This window comes from Achromobacter mucicolens (assembly GCF_029866465.1).
Lineage (GTDB): Bacteria > Pseudomonadota > Gammaproteobacteria > Burkholderiales > Burkholderiaceae_B > Achromobacter > Achromobacter mucicolens.
In genome coordinates, this window is record NZ_CP123364.1 from 3,902,863 (window position 1) to 3,922,140 (window position 19,278).

The following is a 19,278-nucleotide window of genomic DNA, read 5'->3' on the forward strand; positions in this document are numbered from 1 at the left end:
GTTGATTAAATCAACGACTTGTCCGAGAATGGTTGCTTTCGGACGAGACGCCATCATGACCTTGCAAACCCCGCTGACCCATCTTCTGGGTATCCGATACCCCATCATTCAAGCCGGCATGAGCTGGGCGTCTTCCAACGCGGAACTGGCTGCCGCCGTGTCGGCCGCCGGTGGCCTGGGCGTGGTGGCATCCGGCCCGATGTACCCGGAGGCGTTGCAAGCCGCGCTGCGCAAGCTGCGCACCCTGACCGACGCGCCCTACGCGGTCAACATCCCGCTGTACAACAAGCGCGCGCGCGAACATCTGGACATCGCCATCGCCGAAGGCGCACCGATCATCATTGCCTCGCAAGGCGGGCCGCGAGAGCATCTGGCCCGCGTGCATGATGCCGGGATGAAATGGCTGCAGGTCATTGCCAGCCCCGTCCACGCCGAGAAAGCCCAAGCGGCCGGCGTGGATGGCGTGATCGCGGTGGGCCTGGAAGCGGGCGGGCACCCTGGCCCGGACGAGATCACCACACAGGTGCTGCTGCGTGCAACGGTGCAGCGCGTGGACCTGCCCGTCGTCGCCGCAGGCGGCATCGCGGATGGCGCCGGCATTGCCGCGGCGCTGTGCCTGGGCGCGGCTGGCGCGCAACTGGGAACGCGCTTCCTGCTGACACCCGAGGCGAGCGTGCACGCCGATTACAAGGCGGCCGTGATGGCCGCCGGCATCAGCGACACCACCTTGGTCGGCCGCGGCCGCTCGCCGGTACGCATGCTGCGCAACGCTTTTGCCCAGCAGTACCTGAACGCCGAACGCACCAGCAGCGACGAAGCACTGGACGGCTTGTTCGCGCAAAGCACGTTGAAGCAGGCCGCGCTGGAAGGCAATGTCGACCTCGGCAAGGTGGAAGCCGGTCAAAGCGCGGGACTGATCGGCGACTTGGTGCCGGCCGCCGAATTGATGCAGCGCCTGGTTCAAGAGACGCTGGTTGCGATCCGGCGGCTTAGCGCGCTGGGGTGAAGCGCAACTGCGCCCCCCCCCGCGCGCCTTATTTCTTCGTCAGGCCAGCACTGTCCACCAGCTTGCGCATCGCAAGCTGGTCTTTTTCCACGTATTGGGTGGCTTCCTGCGGCGTCAGGGTCCAGAGCTCCACACCCTGGGCATCCATCAGCTTGCGATACTCCGGCGACTGGTTCACGGCCTGCACGGCCTTGTTCAATTTCTCAAGCACCGCTTGCGGCGTGCCCTTGGGTGCAGCCAGGCTGTACCAGGACGCCGATTCGGCGCCGCTCACCCCTGCTTCAGCCAAGGTGGGCACATCGGGAAACAGCGCGGAACGCTTGGGGTTGGCATACGCCAGGGCCTTCAGTTTGCCGCTGCGGATGAACTGCACGCTGGCCGCCAGGTTCAGGACGGCCATATCGACCTGGCCGCCCACCAGATCATTGATGGCCGGCGCGGCGCCGCTATAGGGGATGTGCATGATGTCGACCTTGGCCTGCTGACGGAACAGCTCGCCACCCAGATGCGGAGAACTTCCGGGACCGGCCGACGCGTAGTTGATCTTGCCCGGCTCCTTGCGTGCCAGCGCGATCAGTTCCGGCAAGGTGGATACCGGCAAGGACGAACGCACAACCAGCATATTGGGCTGGTTGGCCACGATGGTCACAAAGGCAAAATCCTTGATGCCGTCGTAGGCCGTCCGCTGCATCAGGGGCGTCACGACATGCGCGGCCGACGTCCCCAGCAGCAGGGTGTAGCCGTCCGGCTTGGCCCGCGCCACGAAATTTGCGCCGATCGCCGCCCCGCCGCCGGCCTTGTTCTCCACGATGACCGGCTTGCCCAACTGCTTTTCCAGCTCGCGCGCCAGCGCGCGTCCCAGCACATCGGCAGGGCCGCCGGCGGCATAAGGATTGACCAGCGTGATCGGCTGGGTTGGGTAGGCGTCCGCCGCCAGGCTCGCACCGCTGCAAATCATGCTGACACCCAGGCCGCACAGCAATCGCTTCAAGGTTTTCATCGTTGTCTCCTGATCCTCATCGGGATGCTTTTTTTGTATTGCTAAATGGCGCCAAGCTGCCTTAACGCCGTGATTTCCTCGGCCGACAGCCCCAGCCTTGCGCGCAATACCTCGTCGGTATGCTCGCCCAGCAATGGCGGCCGTTCGACCTGCGGATCTTCATACCCTTCGAATTTGAAGGGCACCGGCACCGCGCCAAAACGGCCGATGCGGGGATGGTCATAGCTCGAGACCATGCCGCGCGCGCGGACATGCTCGTTATTCAGGATTTCGCCGACATCCAGAATCGGCCCGGCCGGCACGCCTGCGGCATCGCAACGGCGGCAAAGCTCGTCGCGATCCAGCCGGGCCACGGCAGCCTGCAAACCGGCCATGACTTCCTCCCGGCGGGCTACCCGCACGGCATTGCGCGCCAATTCGGCATCCGCGCCCCATTGAGGCAGATCCAGAAGGTCGCACAGCGGTTTCCAGTGTTGATCACTGCCGGTGATCTGCACCCATTTGCCATCGCTGCATTCAAAGGCCGCCGACGGCACCCGGCCAGGATGTTCCGTGCCCATGCGCGCCGGAACCTCTCCCAAGGCGAAATAGCGCGCCGCCGCCAGCGACAACAGACCCACCTGCCCGTCCAGCATCGAGAAATCGATATGGCACCCGCGCCCGCTACGCTCGCGGCCGACAAGGGCGGACAAGATGCCAATCGCCGCCCACAGGCCGGAGGTCAGGTCGGCCACCGGCAATCCCGGCTTCACCGGTCCGCCATCGCGCTCGCCGGTCAGACTCATGATCCCGCCCATCGCCTGGAACACCGTGTCGTAGCCCTTGCGCGGGGCGTACGGCCCAGTCATCCCAAAGCCGGTGCACGAGAAATAGATCAAGTCCGGGTTTCCCGGCGCGATGTGGGCCTTGTCCAGGCCGTAACGCGCCAGGGTGCCCACCGGAAAATTCTCGACCACCACATCGGCATCCTGCGCCAACCGGCGTATCACCTCCTGGCCCTCGGGCTTGCGGAAATTGACGGTGATCGACTGCTTGCTGCGGTTGAAGGCCAGGTAGTAGGCCGACTCGTCCCCGTCCTCGCCGTGCACCTTGGGTTCGAATCCGCGCGTCTCGTCGCCGCCATCGGGCTGCTCGACCTTGATCACCGTGGCGCCCAATTCGGCCAGGATCATCGACGCAAAAGGGCACGCCAGCACCCGCGACAAATCCAGGATGGTGATGCCATCAAGCGGCTTCATCGCGACGCCCCCTGACGAAAACCGCGCATGATGACGTTGGCATCGCGGCCCACCCCCAGCGCGTCTTCCAGCCCCAGGTCCGCGCACCGATGGAACGCGCGCTTGGTCAGGCCCATGGCCGCGGCTTCCCACCCGGCAAGACGCTCGGCAAAGGCCAGCGCCTGCGGCATGACGTCGGCGGCGGGCACGGCCCGGTTGGCCAACCCCAACGCCACCGCCCGATGGCCGTCGATGGGCTCGGCCATGGCCACCAGCTCGAAGGCCTGCTTGCGGCCCAACTGCCGCACCAGATTGGCCATCACCACGGCCGCCACGATGCCGTGACGCAGTTCGGGATAGCCAAAACGCGTGTCCTCGGCCATCACCACCATGTCGCACGCCAGCGCAAGTCCTGCGCCGCCGCCCAGCGCATTGCCATGCACGGCGGCAATGACAGGTTTGCTCATCCGCGAGAAGACCAGATGCAGATCGGTGGTCAGGCTGGCGCGCGCCAGCACGGCCTCGGGATGCTCGGGCGTCAGCGCCGAGAACTCCGTCGTATCCGCGCCGGCGCAAAAGGACTTGCCATTGCCGGTCAGCACGATGGTGCGTACCGCGGGATCCTGGTCGGCCTCGCGCAGCGCGGCCAGCAACCCGGCGGTCAAGGCGGTGTTCAGCGCATTGTGCTTCTCCGGGCGATTCAGCCGAAGCACGCGCACCGCGCCTTGGTTCTCGACAATCATTTCAGCCATCGTTTTGCCTCTATTTAATTGATTTAATCAACTTTATGAATAAAAGAAAGCCTGTCTTGGACAGGCAATCGTCTCAGCGCGGCTGGACGCCGCGGCCGCGGCGGGCCGGCACTTCGGCCTTCAAGTCATTGAGCATGTCCAGCATGTGCGTCGTCATCTTTTCCAGGGCACGCTCCAGCACCTCGCGCTCATCTTCGCTCAGCACGGCCAGCATCTCCTCGTTACGCTCAACGGCAGCGGGAAACATCTCTTGATAGAGCTTCTTCCCGGCGCGCGTCAGGTCCAGGTTGACGCCGCGCGCATCCTGGGCATCCGCGCAGCGCTCGATCAGGCCGCGCTCGATCAGGTCGGACACCGTGCGGCTCGCCTGGCTTTTGTCGATGTTGGCTTCCCGAGCCAGTGCGTTCAACGACATATTGGGCGCGGCGCCCAGCAAGGCCAGGATCCGCCACTCACGCGGGCCCACGCCATAGCGGCTTTCGTTCAGGCCCGCCGCAATGCGGCTGGACACATAGGCCAGCCGGTTCAAGCGATAGGAAAACAGCTCCTTGAGCGCGGCGGGCGCGGTACGGCCCGAGGAAAGCTTGCTTCGAGTTGCCATGGAGTTCTCTTGGAGCGGTTGCGGTGACGAGGGCATGATATACAAACGCCGCTCAAGCGCCGGCGCGGATCAGCGGATTGAAGCCGCTGTCGGCGACGCGGCTGTGCAGGTCGCGCCCCAGCACCGCGCGGCAACGCTGTGACACGACAGCCAGTGCGTCCAGGTCCAGACCCGTGCGCACCCCCATGGATTCAAACAGATTGACCAGGTCTTCGGTTGCCACATTGCCGGTATGGCCCCCGCCATACTTCACCTTGGCCGGATGGCCGCCCACGCCGCCCACGGCGCAATCGAACCAGCGTACGCCGGCGTCCAACGCCGCCACATAATTCACCAGGCCGGTTGCGCGGGTGTCATGAAAATGCGCCACCAGCGTGAGTTGCGGGAATTCGCGTTGCAGGGCGCCATACAACTGGCGCACGGCTTGCGGCGTGGCCATGCCGGTGGTGTCGCCCAGCGTGACGATGTTCACCCCCAGCGCGGCATAACGCTCGGCGTCGCGCAGCACGCTATCGGCCGAGACCGCACCCTCGAAGGGGCATCCGAACGCCACCGAGATCGTGCCGATCATGCGAAATTGGCCACTGGCCAGCGCGGCCATGCCGGCGATGTTGTCCCACTGATCCGCACGGCTGCGCTTCAGGTTGCGCTCGGAATGCGACTCGCTGGCCGACACCAGCAAGCTGATCTCGTTGGCGCCCTGCCCCTGCTCCAGATCGGCCAGCGCCCGCTGCACGGCGCGCTCATTGGCGCAGGTCGCCTTGTACCAGACGCCGTCCCGCCGCGGCAGCGCGGCCAGCATCTCGCTGGCGTCGGCAAACTGCGGCACCACCTTCGGATTGGAATACGAGGTTGCCTCCACCCGCTCAAAGCCCAGCGCCGCAAATGCGTCGACCAGTTCGGTCTTGACGCCTGTCGCAATGAAATCCGGCTCATGCTGCAGGCCATCGCGGGCAAAACACTCGCATAGCACCACATCGCGGGTCATAACTTTTCTCCCAAGCCGAACAGGCTGACCGCGTGGGCGCGCAACTTGTTCTTCTGCACCTTGGAGCTCCCGGTCATGCCGATGTTCTCAAAGGTATCGACGATTTCCAAATAGCGCGGCACCTTGAAATTGGCGCAACGGCTTTTGCACCAGGCGATGAGCTCGGCGGTCTCGGCCTGCTGGTCTTCACGTAGCAGCACAAAGGCGGCCGGCACTTCGCCCAGCCGCGCGTCGGGCACGCCCACCACCTGCGCCATGCGCACGGCCGGATGACCGTGCAGCACCTCTTCAACCTCGGCGGGCGCCACGTTTTCGCCCCCGACCCGGAACATGTCCTTCAAGCGTCCCACCATGCGCAAGCGGCCCTCGGCATCCATTTCTCCCAGGTCGCCGGTGCTAAGCCAACCATCCGCGCTCAGTGCGCGAGCGGTTGCCTCGGGCATCTTGTAATAGCCCTTCATCACGCTCCAGCCACGCGCCTGGATCTCGCCTTGCCCGCCAGGCGCCACCACCGCGCCGGTGGCCGGATCGACCAGACGGATTTCCATGCCGGGATGCGGCAAGGCCCAGCCCTGCGCGCGCAGCGAAAAAGCATCATCCCAGGCCGACATGACGATATTGGGCGACGCTTCTGATTGCCCATAGGCATTGCACACCGAGGGCACGCCCATGACATCGCGGATCTTCTGCATCACCTCGGGACCAGCCGCGGCCCAACCGCCTCGCAAATGGATCCGCTGCCGGTCAAAATCCGGGTGCCCCATCAGCATCAGGAAGATGGTGTCGTTGCCGGACGTCAGCGTGCAACGCTCCTCGTCCAGCATGCGCAAGGCGTCGCCCACTTCAAAACGCGGCAAGGTCAGCAGGCAGCATCCCGTCACCAGACTCACCAGAATGGACAGCGTGGTGCCGGCCACGTGGAAGTACGGGCGGATACTGAAATAGCGATCTTCCGGCTGCACGCCCATGCGCTGCGCCACTGCCGCCGCGTTGCCCAGCATATTGGCATGGGTGAGCATGACGCCCTTCGGAAAGGACGTCGTGCCCGACGTGTATTGAATCAGCAGCACATCGTCGCTGCTGACGGCTCGCATGGCGGCATCAAAGCCGGCGGCATCGGCCCGGGTTGCGCCTTTGATGAAGTCTGCCCAGGCGGTCGTGCCCGGCAGCCCGCGATCGCCCAGCACCACCACTTTCTCCAGCCTCGGCAGCACCGCGCCTGGCAGGCTTTCAGCCAGAGCGGGCTCCACCGTTTGCAGCAGATCCAGGAAGTCGATGCCCAGAAACGTATCGGCGGTCAGCAGCAGCTTGACGTCTGCCTGTTGCAGGCAGAACGCCAGCTCTTCCGTCTTGAACCGGGTATTGACCGGCACCGTCACCGCGCCTATCAGGGCGCACGCGTAAAACAGCTGCAGCCAGTCGCCGCCATTGCCGAGAAAGATGCCGACATGGTCGCCCCGGCGCACACCGGCCGCATACAGCGCCTGCGCGCGCAGCCGCGCCCCGGCGGCCAGTTCATCCCAGCTGAAACGTTCGCCCGGGGCGACAAAGGCCTCTTGCCGGCCTCGCGCCGCCACCGTCTGCGCCAATACGGCCGCCAGCGTCATCGTCTTCATGCCTGCGGCTCCTTGCCAAAGCCGGCGATGGCGCCTTGCCAATCCGTGCCGCGCAGGTTTTCCTCGATCGCCAGCAGTTCGATGGCCATCGCGCCTTCGCGCGTCGTGGCAAGGCCCTGGTCGATGCTGCGTTTGGTCAGGCGCATCGTCAGCGGCTGGGCCCGGGCCATGGCCGCCGCCATCGCCAGCGCTTCCTGACGCAGCGCATCGGGCGCATACACATGGTTGACCAGCCCGATCTCGCGCGCCTCGGCGGCGTCGAAACGGCGGCCGGTAAACAACAGCTCTTTGGCCTTGCGAGGGCCGGCAATACGCGGCAGACGCTGCGTCGCGCCCACCGTTCCCCAACCCACTTCGGGGTAGCAGAACACGGCCTCGCTGGAGGCCAACACAAAGTCACAAGCGCCCGCGATCTCGCAACCCGAACCAAACGCCGGGCCGTGGACCACGGCCACCACAGGCTGCGGCAGCCGCTCAATGGCGGCATAGGCGGCAAAACCCTGCACACGCCGCGCCGTCATCTCCTGGCTGTTCATGGTCTTGCGCTCTTTAAGGTCAGCGCCCGCGCAAAACGCCGGGCCGTTGCCCATGATCAGCGCCACATGCACGCCGGGGTCGGCAGCGATCGCCTCCATGACATGCACAAGCTCCGCGCACATCTGCGAACTGAGCGCGTTACGACTCTCGGGCCGGTTCAACGTCACCGTGGCGACATGGTCCTGCACGTCAAACAGAATCGTGTGATAAGTCCGGGTCATGCCTGCTCCTGATCGTTCGGTTGCTGTCACCGCAAGAAGCCGCGGCCACGGAGCGACTATAGGCCCATTAGTTGATTTAATCCACTATATTTTTGTGAGGAGGCCGTGTTGGGTTGGGCTGTCACTGAGGCATCGATAGAGGGGGACGGGGTGAGTCGAATCGTTCGCGGGGGTCGGGGCGGAGATCAAACGTGTCTGAGCAATAGCCAGGGCGCGCGCACGCCCCTTGAACAGGCATGCCCGGCGCGGGAAGGTCACTTCACGTTATCTGTCGAGAGATGAAAGCGGGAGTCTGTCGGCTCGATGGCCGAGCCCCGGTCCGGGATAGCGGCGTCGTCAGAGGCGCGATTATTCTGATGATTGCCTCGTTTACGACTTACAGCACCCAATCGGCTGATTTGATTGGGCTATTCTGGCGCGGCAGGAGGGGCTCGAACCCCCGACCTCAGGCTTAGAAGGCCCGTGCTCTATCCAGCTGAGCTACTGCCGCGCGGTGTGAAGACGCCCGGAACCTGTCCGGGCCGCGCATTTTACCCTGTTGCGGAAAAAAGTTCGTCGCCCCTAAGCCGGTCGCCTCTAGCCGAGGGCCCCCCCCTGGCTAGGCGCCCCCCTACTCCTCGCCAATGTCCGTATGCGTGGACACCCACAGCACGATCGCATCCTCCGGGCTCAGGCTGATCACCCGGTGCCCCATGCGGCTGTCTATATAGAAGCTCTCCCCCGCCTTCAACCGCGCGGGTTCGTAGAACTCGGTATAGAGCTGCACCTCTCCCTCCAGCACATAGACAAATTCCTCTCCCCCATGGCGGCTCCAGTCCTGAAACTCGTCGAAGGAGCGGGCCTTGACGCGCGTGTGGAACGGCATCATGCGCTTGTGGGACAACGCGGTGCACAGCAGGCGGTGGTCGTAATACGGGGTTTCGTATTGGCGGCCTTCGCCCTGGCGGCTGAGGCTGCGGCGGCCGGTGCCCATGTGGGCGTCGGACGCGGTGAAGAGTTCGGCGACGTCCAGGTCCAGGCCCGCGGCGATCTTGATCAGGTTGTCATAGGTGGGGGACAGCAGGCTGTTCTCGATCTTTGACAGGGTCGACGCGGACACGCCGGTGGCCTCGGCCGCCTGCTTCAGGGTCCACGCGCGCGCCTGGCGCAAGGCTCGCAGCCGTTGTGCCAATGCGCTCTGTTTGTTGCCTTGCATTCTCTACACCCTGTCATGCCCGCAGTAGTCGGGCCTGAACAATCAGGCCCGCAATAATCAGCCCCGCGATTGACGTTCACGCCACCAATCGCGCGCCTGGTAAGACCAATAAGTCAGTTGAACCGCCGCCGTGCCCAGGCTCCCGCCATTCCAGGCCAACCCGAACGGTTCGAAGAGCTTGTAGCGCTGCGAGTCGCCGGTGATCCCCTCGGCCACGACGCGTCCGCCTATGGAGGTGGTGTTCATGCCGTGGCCGCCGAACGCCGTGCAGTACCAGACGCCCGGGCCCAGCAGCCCGATCTGCGGCATCAGGTGCCGCGCGTAAGCCATGCGTCCCGACCACGCCGCCTCAACGCGCACCCCCTGTAATTGCGGGTAGACGCCAAGCAATTCGCGGCGCAGGGACTCGGCCAGATCGGGCGGGTCGTCGACACGGGTGGTGATTCTACTGCCCCAGCCGATGCGGCCGCCATCGAGGACGCGGTAATAGTTGCCGGCGCGCCGGTCGTCGCCGATGGCGGCGGTGCTGCGGATGGCTCCGCGGACGCGGTCGCCGAGCGGTTCGGTCAGCATGATGTAGGTGGCGATGGGCAGCATGGCGCGCCGCAAGGCGGGCACGACGTCGCCGGTGTAGCCGCCGGTGGCCAGCACGACAGTGGCGGCGTCGATCTGCCCTTGTTCGGTCTTCAGGTGCTTGACCGCGCCGTCGAGCGTGGCGTGCACGACCGGCGAGTCTTCATGGATGCGCACGCCCAGCCGGACGCACTCGCGGGCCAGCGCGCGGGCGTAGTTCAGCGGGTGGAAGTGAAAGGACGACGGGTCTTCGATGCCCTGGAAATAGACATCGGACACGAGACGCTCCCGGACTTCGCTGCGCGACAGCAGCCGCACGTCGCGCCCGAAGTCGCGCTGCTGGCTGTCGCACCACCGGCGCAGCGCGTCGGTCGCCTCGTAGCGCACGACGCGCAGGCGACCGTCCACCTTGTGGGCGTCGGCGATACGCAGATCGCGGATGTTGTTGCGGATGATCTCGACGCCTTCCATCGACAGCCGGTAAAGCTGGCGGTAGTGGTCTTCGTCGACGTGCTTGCGGATGGCATCGGCGCCGGCCGAAAAGGCCGGCGACACCGAGCCGCCGTTGCGGCCCGACGCCCCCCAGGCAATGCGCCGCGCCTCCAGCAAGGTGACGTTGCGGCCGCGCCGGGCCAGTTCCAGCGCGGTGGACAGGCCTGCCAGGCCCGCGCCGATCACGCAGACGTCGGCGCTGGCCGCGCCCGCCAGCGGCCGATAGTAGGTTTCGCTGTCGGCGAGCGTGCGCTTGTAATACGTGTCGATGTACTCGGAGACCATGGTGTCCGCTCAGTGCAGGCCCGCGCCTTGCAGGCCCCCGGTCAGGCGCTTTTCCAGCCAGTTGGCCAGGCGCAGGAGCGGGTAGCAGTAGATGAAGTAGATGGCGGCGATCATGCCGTAGATGAACAGGGATTTCGCCGGGAAGGTGATGATGAAGACTTCGCCCTGGCGGGTCAGCTCGGTGATGCCGACGACCGAAAGGATGGCGGTGCTTTTGATCAGCATGACGTAGACGCCGCTCATGGGCTGCACGATCAGGCGCATGGCCTGCGGCAGGATGACCAGCCACAGGATCTGCAGCGGTCGCAGTCCCAGCGTCATCGCGCCCTCGGTCTGGCCGCGCGGCACGGCCTGGATGGCGCCCATGACAATTTCCGCCACGTAGCAGGACGTGTAGACCGACAGCGCCACGAAGGCCGCCGTGCCGGAATCCCAGTGCAGCATCTCAATGCCGGAGCTGGGCAGCACGAAGTAGAAAATGTAGAGCTGCACCAGGAATGGCGTGCCGCGCAGGATGTGGATGTAGAGACCCAGGATCTGATGCACGCCGCGAATGCGGTAGCTGCGGATCACGCCGATGACAAAGCCCAGCAGCGACCCCGCGATGATGGCCACGAAGGAGATCTTCAGCGTCTCCCAAAAACCCTTGAGCAGAAAGGGCAGGACGACGCCGGCGGTGGAAAGATAGGATTCCAGCATGGTTACCTCGCGTTCCAGGCCGGGCCGGCCAGCCACAGGCTTACGCCCTTGGACAGCAGCAGCATGACGCAGTAGATCAGCAGATAGCCTGCGGCGATGGTCAGGAAGGCTTCGTTGGGCACGATGCGTTCGCTGTTCATCTGCACGCCGGCGGCCACCAGTTCAAACACCGTGATCAGCGACAGCAGCGAGGTGTCCTTGATCAGCACGGCGGTCTGGCCCAGCAGCGGCGGCAACGTATTGGCGAAGGCTTGCGGCAGCACCACATAACGCAGACGCTGGTGGTAGTTCATGCCGCAGGCCTTGGCCCCTTCGATCTGGCCGCGCGGCACGGACTCGATGCCGACGCGGATGATTTCGCTCATGTAGGCCGCGTGGTGCACGGTCATGGCGATGATGCCCAGCACCATCTCGCTCCAGCCCTTGGCGCCGGGCACCAGGTACGGCACCGCGTAATAGACCAGGTAGATCTGCACGAGCAGCGGCGTGGAGCGCACGAATTGCACATAGGCCGCCACCGGGCGCCACACCGCGCCGCGCGACGACATATGGGCAAGCGCCAGCGGCACCCCGGCCAGCACCGACAGCACCAGGCTTGCGCCCGCCGCGATCAGCGTATTGGCCAGGCCTTCGGCGAATTGGCCCGTGTACTGGCTGACGATGCGCCAGTTATAGAAATCGATCAGCCAGTCCATGGGCGGTCCCGTCTCCGATCAGTGGTCTTTCTTCCAATCGGTCGAGTACCAGTACTGCACAAGCTCCGGCAGCGAGTTGTCGGCGGTCTTCAGCGTCTGCCAGTTGTCCAGCCAGAACTTCAGATGGAAGGCGTTGGGGCCGACGGCGAACGCCAGCGGCTCGCGCACCATGACGCCTTCCAGCACGCGCAGGTTGCCGAAGTCCACGAGGAACTGGTTGGCGGTGGACAGCGACATGATCCCCGCGTCCAGCCGGCCGCTGGACAGCGCCTGGCCGACCGGAGCGCTGCCGCCCGAGAACTCCTTCAGCGTGGCCGAGGGCAGCATCTTCTTGCCGACTTCGGCATAGGTGCTGGCGCCCAGCGCGCCGACGGTGACGCCGGACTTGTTCAGTTCGGCAAAGTTCTTGTACGGGGAATCCTTGGGCACCACGGCGACGGTGTCGGCGTAGAACATGGGCAGCGAGAACAGCACCTGCGCGGCGCGCTGCGGCGTGGGTGTCATGTCCGCGGCCACCATGTCGGCCTTGCCCGACAGCAGCGCGGGCAACAGGCCCTTCCATTCATAATCCTGCAGCACCAGCTTCACGCCCAGGTCGTCCGCCATGCGCTTGGCCACTTCCACTGCCAGCCCCGTGCGCTTGCCCGACTTGTCCATGAAGCTCATGAGCGGCCCGGATGTCTGCACCGCCACGCGCAGTTCGCCGCGCTTGATGATGTCGGAAAGTTCGTCCGCCTGTGCCGGCAGGGCCACGGTGGCGGCCGCCAGGGCGACGCTGGCCACGCCCAGCCATTGTTTGATCTTCAGCATTTCTAACCCCTTTGGTGATTGGACCCATATCGTTCCGGGCAAGGCACATCGCGCCGGCAGCGCCCGGATAAGCCGGACCGGCGGGACTACAGAATCTTTTCCAGGAAAGCGCGGGTGCGCGCCTCTTTGGGGTGGCCGAACACTTCGTCGGGCGTGCCCATCTCCACGATGCGGCCGGCATCCATGAAGAGCGCGCGGTCGCCCACGTCGCGGGCAAACCCCATTTCGTGCGTCACAACCGCCATCGTCATGCCGTCGCGCGCCAGTGCGCGCATCAATTCAAGAATGCCGCCCACCGTCTCGGGATCGAGCGCCGACGTGGCTTCGTCGAACAGCATCAGTTGCGGGTCCATCGCCAGCGCGCGTGCAATGGCCACACGCTGCTGCTGGCCCCCGGACAGCTGGCTGGGATAGCGATCGCCAAATTCCGCCATGCCGACGCGGCCCAGCAGCTCGCGGGCGTAGCGCTCGGCATCGGCGCGGCTGCGCCCGCGCACGACGCGCTGGGGTAGCGCCACGTTGTCGAGCGCAGTACGGTGCTGGAACAGGTTGAAGTGCTGGAACACCATGCCCACGTCGGTGCGCCAGCGGTTGACGTCCGTGGCCGGGTCCGTGAGCGACACGCCGTTCACGCGGATGCTGCCGCTGTCGATGCTTTCCAGGCCGTTCAAGGTGCGCAGCAAGGTGCTCTTGCCCGAGCCGGACGGCCCCACCACCACCATCACCTCGCCGCGTTCGAGCTGGCAATCGATGCCATCCAGCGCCAGATGCGGGGGATGCCCGTCGCGCTGATAGGTCTTTCTGACTGCCTGAACTACGAGCAAGGGTTCGGCCACGAATTCACCTTCAGGTGCAGTGCACCTCAAAAATATTTCGCATTTCACGTCATAGTTTCGTATAGTAAATTTTTTTCCAGAATCGCCACTTAGGCATAACCCTTAAGCGAAGACGCTGACTTCGCAAGGCATCGAAGGAACCGGCATGGACACTCCTCAAGACATCCTGCGCAATCTCGGACTCAATTCCAATGCGCTCACCGGCGGCACCCTGATCGCCCGCAGCCCGATCGACGGCGCCGAGCTGGCGCAGGTGCATGAGCACACGGTGGCCCAGGCCCACGCCGCCATCACCCGCGCCCGCCAAGCCAGCCTGGCATGGCGCGACGTCCCCGCCCCCCGCCGCGGCGAGCTGATCCGCCTGTTCGGTGAGACCCTGCGCCAGCACAAGCAGGAGCTCGGCCGCCTGGTCAGCCTGGAAGCCGGCAAGATCGTTGCCGAAGGCGAAGGCGAAGTGCAGGAAATGATCGACATCTGCGACTTCGCCGTCGGCCTGTCGCGCCAGCTCTACGGCCTGACCATCGCGTCCGAGCGTCCCGGCCACCGCATGATGGAAACGTGGCATCCGCTCGGTGTCGTCGGCGTCATCAGCGCCTTCAACTTCCCCGTCGCCGTCTGGTCCTGGAACGCCGCGCTGGCGATGGTTTGCGGCAACGCCGTCGTCTGGAAGCCGTCGGAAAAGACGCCGCTCACGGCCCTCGCCTGCCAGGCCCTCTTCGCGCAAGCCGTGCAACGCTTTGGCGACGCCCCCGCCGGCCTGTCCGAAGTCCTGATCGGCGGCCGCGAAGTCGGCGAGACCTTGGTCGACTCGCACACCGTGGCCCTGGTGTCCGCCACCGGCTCCACCCGCATGGGCCGCCAGGTCGGACCGCGCGTCGCGCAGCGCTTCGGCCGCGTCCTGCTGGAACTGGGCGGCAACAACGCCATCATCGTCGGCCCCACCGCCGACCTGGACATGGCCGCGCGCGGCATCGTCTTCGGCGCCATCGGCACCGCTGGCCAGCGCTGCACCACCACCCGCCGCCTCATCGTTCACGAAAGCATCGCCGACGAACTGGTCCAGCGCCTGCACAAGGCCTATGCCAGCGCCCCCATCGGCAACCCCCTCGACAGCGGCAACCTGGTCGGCCCCCTGATCGACCGCGCCTCCTTCGACGCCATGCAGGCAGCCCTGACCGCCGCACGCGAACAAGGCGGCAAGGTCACCGGCGGTGAACGCGTGCTGGCCGACCAATACCCTGACGCCTGGTACGTGCGCCCCGCCATCGCCGAAATGCCCGGCCAGACCGACGTCGTCTGCCACGAAACCTTCGCCCCCATCCTCTACGTGATGCGCTACAAGGACTTCAACGACGCGCTCGCCATGCAGAACGGCGTGCCGCAAGGCCTGTCGTCCGCCATCTTCACCAACGACCTGCGCGAAGCCGAAACCTTCCTGTCGGCCGCCGGCTCCGACTGCGGCATCGCCAACGTCAACATCGGCACCTCCGGCGCCGAAATCGGCGGCGCCTTCGGCGGCGAAAAGGAAACCGGCGGCGGCCGCGAGTCCGGTTCAGACGCCTGGCGCAACTACATGCGCCGCGCCACCAACACCATCAACTACTCGCGCAACCTGCCGCTGGCCCAAGGCATCAAATTCGGCGAATAACCGCCGATCACCCTGCCGCAAGGCCTGCCGGATCCGCCGCGCAGCGCCTTCGCCCAACACCTTTCTCCAAGCCCCGCGCATTGTCGACAATGCGCGGGGTTTTCGCATTGCTTACAGCCCATACAACCAATTAGCCTGACTTACAAACTGTTGCCGGGGACGGTGCTACATTGCCTCATCACAAAAACCATACACGTCCTCAATGACCTCCAGCCGTCCCTTTCATCGCTCTCCCACTACCCGCCTCGCCGCCGCCATCCTGGCCCTGAGCGCGGCCGGCTCCGCCGCGGCAGGCGTGTCTTACCGGCTGGACCGCCCCTCTGCGGCGCCCGGCGAAACCGTCACCATCGAGGCCGTGTTCTTCAACGAAGGGGGCTCGCGCGTGGACTGGCAGGCCCCGCCTGAACTCGTCCTCCAGTGGCGCAGCCCCAACGGCCAGATCGTGCGCAGCCTGGCCAAACTGAAAAGCGGCCGCGACAACTACAGCGTGCCCGTCAACAACTTCGCCCGCATGTCCTGGACCGCCGAAGTGCCCGCCACCGCGCGCGGCCTGCAAGCCGTCTCCATCGAAGGCCAACCGTCCATGATGGCGCTGGACGCCACCGGCCGCGATAGCGGCACCCTGGCCACCACGCCCGCCCAAACCCCCGTCGTCGACGCCCGCAGCGGCCAGCCCGTCCCGCCCGCCGCCGTCGCCGCGGCAGGCGCCTCGCCCGAAGCCGGCCCCGCCCCCGCCGCCGCCGTCGAACAGACCGTCGAACAGGCCGCCTTCGACAAATTCCGCAGCGCCTTTTCGGCCTACAAACCCGTCTACTTCGCCGTCGGCACCCGGGGCCTGACCACCGCCCGCTTCCAGATCAGCGCCAAATACCGCCTCATCAGCCCGCGCGGCAGCGCAGACACCTGGCACGACGACTTCTACCTGGGCTACACCCAGACCTCGCTCTGGGACCTGGAAAGCGACTCCAAGCCCTTCATCGACACCACCTTCAACCCCAGCGTCTTCTGGCTCTCCGACGACGTCTGGAAATCCGACAACCAGAACTGGCGCATCGGCATGAACGTCGGCGTCGAACATGCCTCCAACGGCAAGGACGGCGACGACTCGCGCTCCCTGAACGACGGCTACATCGAACCGCGCTTCCACTACCGCTTCGACGGCGGCAGCACCCTCACCTTCGCCCCCAAGGTCAAGGCCTACTTCGCCGTCGCCAACGAAAACAGCGACTACTCCGCCTACGCCGGCCACGTCGACTGGCAACTGCGCTGGGCCCAGGACAACGGCGCGGTCGTCACCGCCATGTACCGCCAGGGCGACCAACGCCGCCGCACCACCCAACTGGACTTCGCCTGGCCGCTGCAACGCACGTTCCTGAACTGGAACGGCTACCTGCACCTGCAGTACTTCAACGGCTACGGCGAAACGCTGCTTGGCTACAACCAGCGCAACGAAAGCCAGTTCCGCGTGGGCCTGTCGCTGATTCCGTAAGGCCTTAACGCGGCACGGAATCGTTGAATGAAAATCGCCGGCTTGAAATGCCGGCGATTTGCTTTGCGCGCGCGATTGGGGGGGCTACCTCTATTGGCGGGACGGTGTCAGACACCCGGGAGAGAGGGGCGTCAGCCCGTGACGGCAATTCAACGGGTGTCAGACACCTTGGTATAGAACGCCGACGCAAGACACCCGAACGCCAGATAAGGCCGCCAGCGCGGCCGACATCTGGCAGCCCCGCAAGATCTTCCGAACCCGAACAGACCTGTAGAAAAAGGTCAAGCAAGCCACCCTCCCCAACGGCCGCCCGACCTTTTACGACGCAGCCCGGCGCGGCGGCGGCCTGGGTGCGCGGGGCGTGTAGATGCGCCCGAGGGAATCGGAAGGCAGTCGCCGAAGGCGACAACGACGATGACGACGGGGAAGTCCGGAGCGAAGGCTCCGGACCGCAATCGTAGCCCCGCGCACCCAGGCCGCCGCCGTGCAGGGCGTCTCAAGAACCCGCACCAAACCCGCCCCAGCCGCCGCAAGAACACCGAAACAACCACCGAAACAACCACCGAAAGAAACCACCAAAGAAACCAACAAAGAATCCAACAAAGGGATTTCCCTCAATCCCCCCGAAACTCCAACCCCGTCCCGTAAACTCCGCCCCAAAGCGCACCCAAAAACACCGCGCACCAAGGGGATCCGGGCCGCTAGCCCCGGACAGATAAAGCACAAGCAAAGCCATTCATGTTCGCCGACCTTAAGCACCTCTCGCACCACGCCGCCTGGCGCCGCCAGCTTGAAATGCTGCTCGAATCCGCCGGCGAAGGCATCTACGGCATCGACCTGCGCGGCCGCTGCATCTTCATCAACAGCGCCGGCGCCGACATGCTCGGCTACACCCCCGATGAACTGGTAGGCCGCAACATGCACTACCTCATCCATCACTCCCACGCCAACCGCACCCTGATGCCCGTCCACGACTGCCGCATCTTCAAAGCCTTCCGCGACGGCCGCGGCGAACGCGCCGACGACGAAGTGCTCTGGCGCCGCGACGGTACCTGCTTTGACGCTCAGTACGCCTCATACCCCATCCGCAACGACCAGGAAGTCGTCGGCGCCGTCGTCACTTTCTCAGACATCACCGCCCGCAAACAGATCGAGCGCGAACTCCAAAGCACCCAAGCGTTGCTAGAACGCCGCGTCGGCGAACGCACCGCCGAACTCAGCGCCGCCCACGAATCCCTGCGCCGCCTGTCCTCGCACCTGAGCACCCTGCGCGAAGAGGAACGCGCCCACATCGCCCGCAACATCCATGACGATCTGGGCGCCTCATTCACCGCCCTGCAGCTCGACCTGAACTGGCTGCGCCGCCAGCTCAGCGCCGCGCCCGACCTCCAGGCGCACCTTGACCGCATGCTCGAAGTCACCCAGACCGCCATGGGCGCCACCCGCCGCATCCTCAACGACCTGCGCCCCGTCGTCCTCGACCACCTTGGCCTCTGGGCCGCCCTTGAAGCCCTGCTGCAGGACCTGCAGACCCGCAGCGGCCTGCAGTGCCGCTACCTTTGCCCGCCCGACACCGAAAGCCTGCGCCTGGACCGCAACGCCGAAATCGCCATCTACCGCATCGTCCAGGAACTGCTCACCAACGTGCAGCGGCATGCTCGCGCCCGCAGCGTCAGCGTCAGCGCCGTCTGTGGCGCCGACGGCCTTGTGCTCACCGTCGAAGACGACGGCGTCGGCATGCAACTGCCCGAAGACCGCCACACCTTCGGCATCCTTGGCATGCGCGAGCGTGCCCGCGCCATTGGCGGCGATCTTGCACTGGACAGCGCCCCCGGCGCCGGCATGCGCGCCCGCCTGCGCCTGAACCCGCTGGCTGCTTGAAGGAAACCGCGCCATGCCCCTGAACCTGCTTATCGTCGACGACCACCTCATCATCCGCCGCGGCCTCGCCCGCATCCTGGAAGAAGATCCGCGCGTCGCCCTTGTCCACGAAGCCGCCGACGGCCCCGCCGCCCTGCGCGCCCTGCGCCAGGCCCACTACGACGCCATCGTCCTGGACGTCGCCCTTGGCGAGCGCGACGGGCTGGATGTACTGAAAAGCGTGCGCGCCGATCATCCGGGATTGGGCGTCGTCATGCTCTCCGTCTACCCCGAATCCCAGTTCGCCGTCCGCGCCCTGCGCGCCGGCGCCCATGCGTATCTGAATAAGGGCTGCGAGCCCGAAGAACTGCTGGCCGCCCTGACCAACGCCGCCGCCGGCAAGATGTACGTCACGCCCACCGTCGCCGAACTGCTCGCCCACACCGTGCGCCAGGACAGCTCCCGCCCGCCCCACGAATTGCTGTCCAACCGCGAATTCCAGGTTTTGCAGCTGCTGGTGGCCGGCCGCTCCGTCTCGGCCATCGGCGAACAGCTTGCCCTGTCCGTCAACACCATCTCCACCTATCGCAGCCGCATCTTCGAAAAGCTCAACGTCCGCACGCTGGTGGAATTGGTCGCCTACGCCAACACGCACCAGTTGGGTGCGATCTGAGCGCCTGCCGCACTATCCCGGCGCAACCCGCGCACCACGTAGTAAGCCCCCTACACGCGTATCGTTGAACCGGCGATACCGGCCG

At 65.5% G+C, this 19,278-nt stretch carries 18 protein-coding genes and 1 tRNA gene; 5 read left to right on the plus strand and 14 right to left on the minus strand.

Annotated features, from left to right (window positions below; all coding sequences use genetic code 11):
• Window positions 1–55: 55 nt before the first annotated feature.
• Complete coding sequence (locus QEP15_RS17820) at window positions 56–1,006, plus strand: NAD(P)H-dependent flavin oxidoreductase (RefSeq protein ID WP_180100584.1); 951 nt, start codon at window positions 56–58, stop codon at window positions 1,004–1,006.
• 28 nt (window positions 1,007–1,034) lie between these two features.
• Here the strand turns inward: QEP15_RS17820 and QEP15_RS17825 are convergent, their stop codons facing one another.
• The 14 genes from QEP15_RS17825 to QEP15_RS17890 all read right to left on the minus strand — a co-directional run bounded on the left by QEP15_RS17825 (window position 1,035) and on the right by QEP15_RS17890 (window position 13,523).
• The gene (locus QEP15_RS17825; RefSeq protein ID WP_062842189.1) at window positions 1,035–2,006 is read right to left on the minus strand and encodes a Bug family tripartite tricarboxylate transporter substrate binding protein; all 972 of its coding nucleotides are present in this window, start codon (window positions 2,004–2,006) and stop codon (window positions 1,035–1,037) included.
• Window positions 2,007–2,047: 41 nt separating this feature from the next.
• Entirely contained in the window at window positions 2,048–3,244 is a 1,197-nt protein-coding gene (locus QEP15_RS17830) for a CaiB/BaiF CoA transferase family protein (RefSeq protein WP_152385077.1), read from the minus strand.
• The gene (locus QEP15_RS17835) at window positions 3,241–3,975 is read right to left on the minus strand and encodes an enoyl-CoA hydratase/isomerase family protein (protein ID WP_152385078.1); all 735 of its coding nucleotides are present in this window, start codon (window positions 3,973–3,975) and stop codon (window positions 3,241–3,243) included. The genes QEP15_RS17830 and QEP15_RS17835 overlap by 4 nt, the downstream gene beginning before the upstream one ends.
• Before the next feature lie 73 nt (window positions 3,976–4,048).
• On the minus strand, window positions 4,049–4,576 hold the full coding sequence (locus QEP15_RS17840) for a MarR family winged helix-turn-helix transcriptional regulator (protein ID WP_063954389.1): 528 nt from the start codon (window positions 4,574–4,576) through the stop codon (window positions 4,049–4,051).
• Between the two features lie 52 nt (window positions 4,577–4,628).
• Complete coding sequence (locus tag QEP15_RS17845) at window positions 4,629–5,564, minus strand: hydroxymethylglutaryl-CoA lyase (protein ID WP_175157202.1); 936 nt, start codon at window positions 5,562–5,564, stop codon at window positions 4,629–4,631.
• A complete protein-coding gene (locus tag QEP15_RS17850; RefSeq protein ID WP_280147809.1) occupies window positions 5,561–7,180 on the minus strand; it encodes an AMP-binding protein in 1,620 nt (539 codons plus the stop codon). Before QEP15_RS17850 ends, QEP15_RS17845 begins: the two co-directional genes overlap by 4 nt.
• The gene (locus QEP15_RS17855; RefSeq protein ID WP_062842195.1) at window positions 7,177–7,938 is read right to left on the minus strand and encodes an enoyl-CoA hydratase/isomerase family protein; all 762 of its coding nucleotides are present in this window, start codon (window positions 7,936–7,938) and stop codon (window positions 7,177–7,179) included. The genes QEP15_RS17850 and QEP15_RS17855 overlap by 4 nt, the downstream gene beginning before the upstream one ends.
• Before the next feature lie 413 nt (window positions 7,939–8,351).
• Window positions 8,352–8,428 (minus strand) — tRNA-Arg (locus QEP15_RS17860).
• Between the two features lie 120 nt (window positions 8,429–8,548).
• Entirely contained in the window at window positions 8,549–9,133 is a 585-nt protein-coding gene (locus QEP15_RS17865; RefSeq protein WP_056323144.1) for a helix-turn-helix domain-containing protein, read from the minus strand.
• Between the two features lie 57 nt (window positions 9,134–9,190).
• On the minus strand, window positions 9,191–10,483 hold the full coding sequence (locus QEP15_RS17870) for an NAD(P)/FAD-dependent oxidoreductase (protein WP_280147810.1): 1,293 nt from the start codon (window positions 10,481–10,483) through the stop codon (window positions 9,191–9,193).
• Window positions 10,484–10,492: 9 nt separating this feature from the next.
• Window positions 10,493–11,182, minus strand: a complete 690-nt coding sequence (locus QEP15_RS17875) for an amino acid ABC transporter permease (RefSeq protein ID WP_056323142.1) — start codon at window positions 11,180–11,182, stop codon at window positions 10,493–10,495.
• 2 nt (window positions 11,183–11,184) lie between these two features.
• Window positions 11,185–11,877, minus strand: coding sequence for an amino acid ABC transporter permease (locus QEP15_RS17880; protein ID WP_056323141.1), 693 nt, complete (start codon window positions 11,875–11,877; stop codon window positions 11,185–11,187).
• 18 nt (window positions 11,878–11,895) lie between these two features.
• Entirely contained in the window at window positions 11,896–12,687 is a 792-nt protein-coding gene (locus QEP15_RS17885; protein WP_280147811.1) for an ABC transporter substrate-binding protein, read from the minus strand.
• Between the two features lie 86 nt (window positions 12,688–12,773).
• Window positions 12,774–13,523, minus strand: a complete 750-nt coding sequence (locus QEP15_RS17890; RefSeq protein WP_056323137.1) for an amino acid ABC transporter ATP-binding protein — start codon at window positions 13,521–13,523, stop codon at window positions 12,774–12,776.
• A 145-nt stretch (window positions 13,524–13,668) separates the two neighbouring features.
• Between QEP15_RS17890 and amaB the strand changes: the two genes are divergently transcribed.
• The 4 genes from amaB to QEP15_RS17910 all read left to right on the plus strand — a co-directional run bounded on the left by amaB (window position 13,669) and on the right by QEP15_RS17910 (window position 19,193).
• Window positions 13,669–15,171: an L-piperidine-6-carboxylate dehydrogenase gene (gene amaB / locus QEP15_RS17895; RefSeq protein WP_152385082.1), complete on the plus strand. Its 1,503-nt coding sequence runs from the start codon at window positions 13,669–13,671 to the stop codon at window positions 15,169–15,171.
• Window positions 15,172–15,373: 202 nt separating this feature from the next.
• Window positions 15,374–16,660 carry a phospholipase A gene (locus QEP15_RS17900; RefSeq protein WP_152385083.1) on the plus strand — a complete coding sequence of 429 codons (1,287 nt, stop codon included), beginning with the start codon at window positions 15,374–15,376 and terminating at the stop codon, window positions 16,658–16,660.
• Between the two features lie 738 nt (window positions 16,661–17,398).
• Complete coding sequence (locus QEP15_RS17905) at window positions 17,399–18,541, plus strand: sensor histidine kinase (RefSeq protein ID WP_056323130.1); 1,143 nt, start codon at window positions 17,399–17,401, stop codon at window positions 18,539–18,541.
• Between the two features lie 13 nt (window positions 18,542–18,554).
• Window positions 18,555–19,193: a response regulator gene (locus tag QEP15_RS17910; protein ID WP_062842204.1), complete on the plus strand. Its 639-nt coding sequence runs from the start codon at window positions 18,555–18,557 to the stop codon at window positions 19,191–19,193.
• Window positions 19,194–19,278 lie beyond the last annotated feature (85 nt).